A 9,835-nucleotide genomic window follows, 5' to 3' on the forward strand; every position below is an offset into this window, starting at 1 on the left:
CCGCGGCCCGCGCAGCCGGATTCTCGGGGGAGGGATTGGCGCTAGTCGCTCGCGACCGGCACCCGCGCCCGCAGGTCGGCGGCGATCAGCCGGGCGGCGGCGTTTTGCCAGTTGTGCAGCGACCGCTGCGGCACCTCGGTCACCAGCCACTGCCAGGCCTGCCGGGCGGTGGGGTCCAGGCCGGCGGCGGTGGCGTTCTGCGCGTACGCGCGCACCCCGACGACGTACGGGAAGTACAGCGAGTTGTAGTACCGCCATTCCTCGGTGGTGCCGAAATCGCCCGCGTCGCGGGGTTTGAGCCGGGCGATGCCGTCGGCGAGGACGGCTTTGAGCTCGTTGGCGCGCTCCACGGGGTGATCGGGAGCGCCGCGCGCGGCCAGCCGCTCGTCGATCACGGGCAACGCGGTCAGCGGGCTGGCGACGAGCTTGGTCAGGTCGGCGTAGTGGCCCAGCGCGCGGCGGGTGAGCCGTGCGAAGGTGTCGTCGTCGATGTGCCGAAGATCCTTGCGGGGATCGGCCGAGCGCAGCGGCAACGCCGCGCCGGTGTGCCGCAACGCGGCGCGGTCGGCGCGCAGCGTGGGCGACCTGGAGAACGCCAGCCGGTCCAGCACGCCGGCCAGCGGATCGGCCAGCACCTGTACCGCGATCGCGATGGCGAGCGTGGTGAACAGCAGCACCGTGAGCACGGTCTGCGCGGTGGGCTCCCGCCGGGTCACGGCCAGGCCGATCAGCGCCTGGCCGCCGAACAGCACGGCCACGGCCATCGAACCGGCGAACGAGCGCAGCATGTCGGCGCGCAGCGCCTGGCCCTCGTCGAAGGCGTCCCACAGCGCGACCGCCACGCCCAGCGTCAGGACGTCACAACCCGTCGACGCCAGCGCCAGCCAGCTGGGCACGATGCCCAACGGGATGATCAGGATGGCGTTGGCCAGCGCGAAGAACAGCGTCGCCACGACCACGACGCCGACGACCGAGGTCGGCTGGGCGGGCCGGCGCACCGCGAAGACCATCGCCCCCAATGTGGACGTCGAGATGACCGCCATCATCAGCAGGTGACCCGGCCGCAGCGGCCCCTCGACGCTGCCGGCCAGCCCCGCGCCCAGCAGGATGAGCGCGCCGACGCCGCCGACCAGCAGCAACTCACCGGTGCGCGCCCGCCAGCGGTCGCCCGGCCGCGACAGCTCGACGAGCACCGCGAACCACGCCACGCTGGGCACGGCGGCCAGATAGATCTCGAACCGGCCGAGCAGCGCGAGATGCGGGGCGCTCGCCGTGCGTATCGCGTCCAGCGCCACCACCAGCGCGAAACCACACAGTCCGACCGCCGCGAGCACAAGCACCGGCTTACGCGGATCGCGGGCCAGCAGATACAGCCCCAGCCACCCGCTCAGCGTGAACACCACCGCCGACAGCGCAGCCATGCATCCAGTTTGGCACGGCCTACTTGCCGTACCTCCGATGCCGCTGGCTGTAGTCGCGCAGCGCACGCAGAAAATCGACGCGGCGGAACGCGGGCCAGTGCGCCTCGGTGAACCACATCTCCGAATAGGCGCTCTGCCACAGCAGAAAACCCGACAGCCGCTGCTCCCCCGAGGTGCGGATCACCAGATCGGGGTCGGGTTGCCCAGAGGTGTAAAGGTTTTCGGAGATGCCGTCGACGGTCACCGCGTCGATGAGCTCCTCCGCGCCGGCACCGTTGGCGAGTTCCTTGCTCAGCAGCGCCCGCACCGCGTCGACGATCTCCCGGCGGCCGCCGTAGCCGACCGCGACGTTGACGTGGAACGGCGCGACGGCCGGAGTCGACTCGACCGCGTCGCGCAGCCGGCGGGCCTGCTCCTCGCCGATCAGCCCGAGGTCGCCGACCGTGCGCACGCTCCAGCGATTGGCCGGGGCACAGATCTCCTCGACCACGTCGGTGATGATCTCGATGAGGCCGGCCAACTCGTCGGGATCGCGTTGCAGGTTTTCGGTGGAGAGCAGGTACACCGTCGTCATCTCGATGCCGGCCTCTTGGCACCAGCGCAGCATCTCGGCGATCTTCGCGGCACCCATCCGGTAGCCGTAGCTGACGTCGTCGTAACCCGCGTTGCGTGCCCAGCGCCGGTTCCCGTCGCACAGCACCGCGATGTGCCGGGGAAGTTCGGACTTGGAGGCCGCCAGACCCTGCCTCAGCCGCAGCTCGTAGACGCGGTACAACGGCTCCTTCAGCCGCGGCGGGATGATCTCCACGAAGCTCCACCCTACTGTGAGCGACACCAAATTCCGCCGTGGATTTGCGCAACCCCACCGCACGTCTAACACCGGGTCGTGATCGTTCGCCGCTACTGTTGGCTGTAATGAGCACCAAAACCAGCACGCCCACCAACCCGGAGCCCGAGGCGATCGCGCCCAGCAATCCCGTCGAACAGCTCGTCGAGGGGACCGCCGAGGCCATTTCCAAGCCCCGCATGCGCGGCTGGATCCACTTCTATTCGGCGTGGCTGGCGATCGTCTGCGGCGCGAGCCTGGTGTCGGTGTCCTGGGCGGTGGCCTCCACCCGCGCCGGGCTGACCACGTTCGCCTACGCCCTGGCCACCGTGGCGATGTTCGCGGTGAGCGCCACCTACCACCGCGTCAACTGGAAATCCGCCAAGAGCCGCAACCTGATGAAGCGGCTCGACCACTCGATGATCTTCCTGTTCATCGCCGGCAGCTACACGCCGTTCGCGATGCTGGCGATGCCGCCCGACGACGGGCGCACCGTGCTGTGGATCGTGTGGGGCGGCGCGCTGGCCGGCGTCGTGCTGAAGGTGTGCTGGCCGACGGCGCCGCGCTGGGTGGGCGTGCCGCTGTACCTGCTGCTGGGCTGGGTCGCGGTCTGGTACGCGCCGACCATCATCCACGTCGCCGGGGTGGCCGCGATGGTGCTGCTCGCGACCGGCGGCGCGTTCTACAGCATCGGTGGGCTGCTCTACGGGCTGCGCTGGCCGGACCCGTGGCCAAAGACGTTCGGGTATCACGAGTTCTTCCACGCCTTCACCGCGATCGCGGCGATCCTGCACTACATCGCCATGTGGTTCGCGGTCTTCTACGTCGGCTGACGGTCTTGCCCGCCCGCGAAAGTGCAACTACCGACGCGGTCACTCGGGAAATGCGTCGCCAGTTGCACTCTCGCGGCTAGAGCTCGCCTAGAGCTGCGTGATGTCGGCCGCCGACCAGTAGGCCTTCATCGCGGTGACCTTGCCGCTGTCGTCGAAGGCCATCACGTCGATCGGCTCGATCACCATCCGGTGCTCCCCCGCGGTGACGGTCAAGCGGAACTGAAACGCCGCCTCGTTGCCGGCCACCCGCAGTGACACCAGCTCGCATTCGCGCTGCACGTCGTTGACCGCGGAGTAAAAGCCGTGGATGGCCTGGCGACCGATGTGCACCTCGCCCCCGACCGGGTCCTCGACGGTCGCGTCGTCGGCGAACAAGTCCACCAGCTCGTCGGGGCTGCCCGCTGCGACGAGCTCGATGTAGCGGTTGACGGTGTCGGTGATCGCGTGGACCCGGTCCGTGGCGTTTGGCATGGGACGCAGGGTAGCCACCGGGCTACCGTCCCGAAACATCCAGCGCGGCCGCCAGTTCGGCCGACCCGGTCACCGGCAAGTCGCACAGCCGGCCCCGGCACACGTAGGCGGCGTCGGCGCCCCCGACCCGGTCCCGCCCGACCAGCAGCGCCGACGAATCCCGCTCGCCGCCCACGACGATCGCCCCGCCGGGAGCCAGTCGGCGCGCCTCGGCCAGCAGCGGGGACCGAGACGGGTCGCAGACGACCGCGATCTGCAGCGGCCCGCGAACCGCGGATTCCGCGACGGCCAGCCAATGCCCGGCCGACCGCGGCGCGCGCTCCAGCAGCAGCGAGTGCGCCGCGAGGGCGTCGCCCACCGCCCGCAGGTACCGCTCCGCGCGCTCGGCGTCGACGAGGTGCGCCGCGGTCAGCAACGCTTCGGTGATCGACGACGCGCCCGACGGCGTGGCGCCGTCGAGCGGGTCGGCGGGCCGCAGCACCAATTGCTCGGCGTCGTCGGCGGTGTCGAACCAGCGGCCGGGCCGCTGCGGGTCGGCGAAGTGGCGCAGCGCGGTATCCAGCAACCCGGTCGCCGTCGTCAGCCACGACTCCTCGGCGCTCAGCTGGTACAGCGCGAGCAGGCCGGTGGCCAGCATCGCGTAATCCTCGAGGATGCCGGGGCTTTCGCCGACCACCCCGCCCAGGCTGGCGCGCCGCAATCGTCCGTCGACGACGTGCAGCCCCAGCAGCGAAAGGGCGCAACGCGTTGCGGCAGAAGCCAACTCGGGTGTGTCCAACGCCACGCTGGCCTCGGTCAGCGCAGTGATCGCCAGTCCGTTCCACGATGTGACGACCTTGTCGTCGCGCCCCGGCTGCGCGCGGGTGAGCCGCGCGGCCAGCAGCGCGGCGCGGACGCGTTCGGCCCGTTGCGGGTCGTCGGGGTCGGCGGGCAACTGCAGCACCGAGCTGCCGTGTTCGAAGGTGCCGGACGGGGTGACCGCGAAAAGCTCTGCGGCCCAAGGACCGTCGTCGGCGCCCAGCACCTCGGTCAGCTGCGCCGGCGTCCAGACATAGGTCGAGCCCTCGCGGCCGTCGGCGTCGGCGTCCAGCGACGAGGTGAACATGTCACCGTCGGCCAGCTCGTCGAGCAGGAACCCCGCCGTCTGGGTGGCGACCCGGCGGGCCAACGGGTCCCCGGTACGCCGCGCCCAGTGGGCGTAGGCGCGCAGCAGCAGCGCGTTGTCGTAGAGCATCTTCTCGAAATGCGGTACCACCCAGGCGTTGTCGACGCTGTAGCGGGCGAAGCCGCCGGCGAGTTGGTCGTAGATGCCGCCGCGGGCCATCGCGTTGCCCGTGCGCGCGACCGCCTCCAGCGCGGCCGGTGAGCCGGTGCGCTCGTGGTTGCGCAGCAGCGCCTCGAGAATCGCCGACGGCGGGAATTTGGGGGCGCCGCCGAACCCGCCGTGCACGGTGTCCTGGTCGGCGAGCACGGAGGCGACGGCGTGGTCACACAGCTGCGGCGCGACGTCGGGGCCGCCAGTCGCCGCCAGGCCCCCGAGAGAAGAAGCCATCCTGCGTAACTCCCCGGCGATGTGGTCAGAGGCCTCCTCGACCTCGCCGCGGCGGTCCCGCCAGGTCGTGGACACGGCCGAAAGGAGTTGCAGGAAGCCGTCTTTCGGGTAATACGTGCCACAGAAGAACGGCCGGCCGTCGGGCGTCAGGAAACACGTCATCGGCCACCCGCCATGCCCGGTGAGCGCGACGGTCGCGTTCATGTACACCGCGTCGATGTCGGGACGCTCCTCGCGATCGACCTTGATGCACACGAATCCCGCGTTCATCACCGCGGCCACCTCGTCGTCTTCGAACGATTCGTGGGCCATCACGTGGCACCAGTGACAGGCGGCGTAGCCGATGGACAGCAGGATCGGCACGTCGCGCGCCGCCGCGTCCGCCAGCGCCTGCGGCGTCCACTGCTGCCAATGCACCGGGTTGTCGGCGTGCTGGCGCAGATACGGGCTGGTGGCCTGCCCGAGGGTGTTCGTGGCGGCCTGCTCAGCCGGGCTCATCGCGCGGTCTCGGTTGGTCGGGGTTCTCGCCAACCGTGTCGGTGCCCTCGTCGGCGGCCTGATCGGGCTCGGGGTGCTCCGGGTCGAACGTCTTGGGGACCTTTTTCAGCTGCCGGTTCATCGACCGCAACAGGAACAGCGTCGCGACCAGCAGCAGCACCACGACGAGCAGCCCGACCGGGCTGGCCTTGCCGAAGTCGGGCCCGTGGTTGTGCGGGGCGTCGGCGAGCACCCGCAGGAGGTGGTGCGTCACCCGTCGTCCTCGATCCCGGCGAACAGGTCGTCCTCGGGCAGCTTGACCGGGACGCGGGAGCGGGCCAGCTCGAATTCCTCGGTCGGCCAGAGCCGCTGCTGCCATTCGATGGGGGCGGCGAAGAATTCGGCGTTCGGGTCGATCTGGGTGGCATGCGCCCGCAGGGCATCGTCGCGCTGGCTGAAATACGCCGAGCACTCGACCCGCGTGGTCACCCTGGACTCGAACGGATCATGCTCGGGATCCCAGTGCTTGAGCCACTTTTGGAACGGGCCCTCCTGGCCGCGCTTGACGAACTCGTCGTGCAGCAGCTGCATCCGCGCCCGCAGGAAGCCGTGGTTGTAGTACAGCTTGGACACCGTCCACGGCTCGCCCGCGTCCGGAAAGCGGGCGTAGTCGCCGGCGGCCTCGAAGGCACCGACCGAAACCTGGTGGCAGCGAATGTGGTCGGGGTGGGGGTAGCCGCCGTTCTCGTCGTAGGTTGTCATCACGTGGGGCCGGAACTCGCGGACCACGCGCACCAACGCCTCGACGGGCTCCTCCAGCGGCACCAGCGCAAAGCAGCCTTCGGGCAGCGGTGGCGGCGGATCGCCCTGGGGCAGGCCGGAGTCGACGAAGCCCAGCCACTTGTGCTCAACACCGAGGATCTCCGCCGCCTTCGCCATCTCGTCGCGGCGGATTTCGGCCATGTGCTCCAGCACATCCGGCAGGTCCATCGCCGGGTTGAGAATCTCGCCGCGCTCGCCGCCGGTCAGGGTCACCACCAAGACCCGGTGACCCTCGTCGGCGTAGCGGGCCAGCGTGGCCGCACCCTTGCTCGACTCGTCGTCGGGGTGGGCGTGCACCGCCATCAACCGCAGTCCGCTCACGTGCCCCCTCAAGTTGTCCGAGTCGGTTCGCTGGTCGCCCCTGCAGGGCTAGAAGTGCTAGAAGCGACCTTATAATTCCAGTTCCGATCGTTGCATCCTGTCGGCCGGCGGCCGGCAACCACCAGTGCAGGCATACCCAGGCATGACCGAAACTTCCCCTCCGCGCCCCGAGGCCCGCTATGGGCGATCGCGACTGTCGCGCATATCCCGGCGCCGGGTGGCCATCGGGTTGGCCGTGCTGGTCGTGGCCGTCGGCGTCGTCGTCGCCGTCGTCGGCTACCAGCGGCTCGGGACCAGCGACGTCACCGGCTCACTGGCCGGCTATCAGGTGATCGACAACGAGACGGCGTCGGTAACGATCAGCGTGACGCGATCCGACCCGTCGCGCCCGGTTGACTGCATCGTGCGGGTCCGGGCCAAGGACGGCGGCGAGACCGGCCGACGCGAAGTGCTGGTGGCGCCGTCCGACCAGGCCACCGTGCAGGTGACGACGACGGTGAAATCCGTCCGACCGCCGGTGATGGCCGACATCTACGGTTGCGGCACCAATGTGCCCGCTTACCTGCGTCCGGCCTGACCGCGCGATCGAGACGAACAGCGAATATTGAGTCATCATCTGTTTGCGCGGTGGTAACATGGATGAATGCACGGTTCCCCTAGGGACCGTGTATTGCTGCATTAAAGGCCGTCGGAAGAACGGAGCGGCGGTAGGCGGGGCGGGACCCGAATACCCCCGGCAGCGGGGTGCAAAAGCTTGCGCGAATACGCGAAACGAGAAAGAAACACGAGGACGACGAGATGACGGATACTCAGGTGACCTGGCTGACCCAGGAATCACATGACCGACTCAAGGCCGAGCTCGACCAGTTGATCGCGAATCGTCCGATCATCGCCGCGGAAATCAACGACCGCCGCGAAGAGGGTGACCTGCGCGAGAACGGCGGCTACCACGCCGCCCGCGAGGAGCAGGGCCAGCAGGAGGCCCGCATCCGCCAGTTGCAGGACCTGCTCAACAACGCCAAGGTCGGCGAGGCGCCCAAGCAGTCCGGCGTCGCGCTGCCCGGCTCGGTGGTCAAGGTCTATTACAACGGCGACAAGTCCGACAGCGAGACGTTCTTGATCGCCACCCGCCAGGAGGGCGTCAACGACGGCAAGCTCGAGGTGTACTCGCCGAACTCCCCGCTGGGCGGCGCCCTGATTGACGCCAAGGTCGGCGAGACCCGCAGCTACCAGGTGCCCAACGGCAACACCGTCGAGGTCACCCTGGTCAGCGCGGAGCCGTACCACTCCTAGTCGGCCGCGAGCAGACGCGGAATCGCACTCAATCTGCGTTGAGCATGCGATTTTGCGTCTGGTCGCCGTACTAAGTCAGCGCCTGGTCGAGGTCGGCCAGCAGGTCGGCCGCGTCCTCGATGCCGACCGAAAGCCGCACCAGGTCGTCGGGCACTTCCAATTGCGAGCCGGCCGTCGACGCGTGGGTCATGGCGCTGGGCAGTTCGATCAGCGACTCGACGCCGCCCAGCGACTCGGCCAGGATGAATACCTCGGTGCGGGCACACAGCTGCTCGGCGGCCGGCCGGCCTCCGCGCATGCGCACCGAGACCATGCCGCCGAAGTCGCGCATCTGGCGCGCGGCGACGTCGTGGCCGGGGTGCCCGGGCAGGCCCGGATACAACACCGCGCTCACCGAGGGATGTCCGGCGAGGAATTCGGCTACGGCGCAAGCGTTTTCGCTGTGCCGCTGCATCCGCAGCACCAGGGTCTTCAGGCCGCGCATCGTCAGGTAGGCGTCGAACGGGCCCGGCACCGCGCCCGCCCCGTTCTGCAGGAAGGCGAACGCGTCGTCCAGCTCCTGGTCGTTGGTGATCAGCGCGCCGCCCACCACGTCGGAGTGCCCGCCGATGTATTTGGTGGTCGAGTGCAGCACCACGTCGGCGCCCAGTGTCAGCGGCTGCTGCAGCGCCGGTGACGCGAAGGTGTTGTCCACCAACACCTTCGCCGAGTTTCTCCCGCCCAGCTCCGCGATCGCGGCGATGTCGGCGATGCTCAGCAACGGGTTGGTCGGGGTTTCCACCCAGATCAGCCGGGTCTGCGGGGTGATCGCGCCCGCAACGGCATCCAGGTCGGACAGCGCCACCGGCGTGTACTCGACGTTCCACTTGGTGAACACCTTGTCGATCAGCCGGAAGGTGCCGCCGTAGGCGTCGTTGGGGATGACGACGTGGTCGCCGGGCCGCAGCATCGCGCGCAGCGCGCAGTCGGTGGCGGCCATTCCGGAGCCGAACGCGCGCGCGAAGGCGCCCTCCTCGACCGCCGCCAGCGAGGCCTCGAGTGCGGCCCGGGTCGGGTTGCCGGTGCGCGCGTACTCGAATCCGCCGCGCAGGCCGCCGACACCGTCCTGGGCGAAGGTGCTGCTGGCGTAGATCGGGGCGTTCACCGCCCCGGTCGCCGGGTCTGGGCGGTACCCGGCGTGGATCGCCTTGGTGGCCAATCCCTTGAACTTGTGGTCTCCGCTGCGGTCCTCGCTCATCGACGCTCAGCCTAGTGACAGCCCAGGCCGGGCAGGAAAATCGGTGGCCGGCGCTCAGCCCTCTTCGATGGGCAGGCACACCGTCGTCATGATCTTGTCCGCCAATGTCTGTCGCTTGGCGTCCCACAGCGGGAACAGGTACCCGAGGCCACAGATGAGCGAGTCAACGAAGTGCGCAATCTGGCGCACCACCGACATCCCGAAACCGAGCGGCTGGCCGGTGACTTCGCTGACCACCTTGAACTTCATCACCGACTTGCCGATGCTCGAGCCGGTGACGCCCTGGCGATAGCCGTAGTTCCAGACCAGGTAGGCCACCGCGGCCAGCCACATCAACCAGAACGCCATGGTGCCGATGCCGCTGGGCTGATTGACGCAGTACTGGTTGACGCTGTACTGGGTGATGTCGCTGACGCACGACTGTTGCGTGGTGAGCGCCTGGATGAGCGCACCGATGCCGACCAGGACGCCGGCCGGGATGTTGTCGATGAGATATGCCAGCACCCGGGTGACCCATGGCGTGTAGGACTCCGTCGGCAGGGCGCGGATCGCCGGTCCGGGCGGGGGCGGCGCGTATCCGCC

Annotated in this window: 11 protein-coding genes; 3 read left to right on the plus strand and 8 right to left on the minus strand. The window is 69.3% G+C overall.

What is annotated here, in order from left to right:
• Positions 1–41 precede the first annotated feature (41 nt).
• Together A9X00_RS20050 and A9X00_RS20055 are read right to left on the minus strand one after the other, a co-directional pair.
• Positions 42–1,421, minus strand: coding sequence for a hypothetical protein (locus tag A9X00_RS20050; protein ID WP_067157330.1), 1,380 nt, complete (start codon positions 1,419–1,421; stop codon positions 42–44).
• A 19-nt stretch (positions 1,422–1,440) separates the two neighbouring features.
• Positions 1,441–2,229 carry a (2Z,6E)-farnesyl diphosphate synthase gene (locus tag A9X00_RS20055; RefSeq protein ID WP_067157333.1) on the minus strand — a complete coding sequence of 263 codons (789 nt, stop codon included), beginning with the start codon at positions 2,227–2,229 and terminating at the stop codon, positions 1,441–1,443.
• 107 nt (positions 2,230–2,336) lie between these two features.
• On the opposite strand from A9X00_RS20055, the gene A9X00_RS20060 reads away from it, so the two are divergent.
• Complete coding sequence (locus A9X00_RS20060; protein ID WP_067157336.1) at positions 2,337–3,080, plus strand: hemolysin III family protein; 744 nt, start codon at positions 2,337–2,339, stop codon at positions 3,078–3,080.
• 87 nt (positions 3,081–3,167) lie between these two features.
• Here the strand turns inward: A9X00_RS20060 and A9X00_RS20065 are convergent, their stop codons facing one another.
• Genes A9X00_RS20065 through mca form a run of 4 tightly spaced genes read right to left on the minus strand, consistent with a single transcriptional unit; the run spans position 3,168 to position 6,723 of the window.
• Positions 3,168–3,551, minus strand: coding sequence for a nuclear transport factor 2 family protein (locus A9X00_RS20065; protein WP_067157339.1), 384 nt, complete (start codon positions 3,549–3,551; stop codon positions 3,168–3,170).
• 22 nt (positions 3,552–3,573) lie between these two features.
• Positions 3,574–5,601: a thioredoxin domain-containing protein gene (locus tag A9X00_RS20070; protein ID WP_067157342.1), complete on the minus strand. Its 2,028-nt coding sequence runs from the start codon at positions 5,599–5,601 to the stop codon at positions 3,574–3,576.
• Entirely contained in the window at positions 5,588–5,854 is a 267-nt protein-coding gene (locus A9X00_RS20075) for a hypothetical protein (RefSeq protein WP_067157345.1), read from the minus strand. The genes A9X00_RS20070 and A9X00_RS20075 overlap by 14 nt, the downstream gene beginning before the upstream one ends.
• On the minus strand, positions 5,851–6,723 hold the full coding sequence (mca, locus tag A9X00_RS20080; RefSeq protein WP_067157347.1) for a mycothiol conjugate amidase Mca: 873 nt from the start codon (positions 6,721–6,723) through the stop codon (positions 5,851–5,853). Before mca ends, A9X00_RS20075 begins: the two co-directional genes overlap by 4 nt.
• Positions 6,724–6,865: 142 nt before the next feature.
• Between mca and A9X00_RS20085 the strand changes: the two genes are divergently transcribed.
• Both A9X00_RS20085 and greA read left to right on the plus strand, forming a co-directional pair.
• On the plus strand, positions 6,866–7,300 hold the full coding sequence (locus tag A9X00_RS20085) for a DUF4307 domain-containing protein (protein ID WP_067157350.1): 435 nt from the start codon (positions 6,866–6,868) through the stop codon (positions 7,298–7,300).
• Positions 7,301–7,521: 221 nt separating this feature from the next.
• Positions 7,522–8,016: a transcription elongation factor GreA gene (gene greA, locus A9X00_RS20090; RefSeq protein WP_066940885.1), complete on the plus strand. Its 495-nt coding sequence runs from the start codon at positions 7,522–7,524 to the stop codon at positions 8,014–8,016.
• Positions 8,017–8,086: 70 nt separating this feature from the next.
• Here greA and A9X00_RS20095 read toward each other — a convergent pair whose 3' ends face one another.
• Together A9X00_RS20095 and A9X00_RS20100 are read right to left on the minus strand one after the other, a co-directional pair.
• Positions 8,087–9,253, minus strand: coding sequence for a cystathionine gamma-synthase (locus A9X00_RS20095; RefSeq protein WP_067157353.1), 1,167 nt, complete (start codon positions 9,251–9,253; stop codon positions 8,087–8,089).
• A 54-nt stretch (positions 9,254–9,307) separates the two neighbouring features.
• On the minus strand, positions 9,308–9,835 hold a 528-nt coding region (locus A9X00_RS20100; protein ID WP_067157356.1), incomplete at its 5' end, for an RDD family protein.

Source organism: Mycobacterium sp. 1245805.9, from assembly GCF_001672915.1.
Taxonomy (GTDB): Bacteria; Actinomycetota; Actinomycetes; order Mycobacteriales; family Mycobacteriaceae; genus Mycobacterium.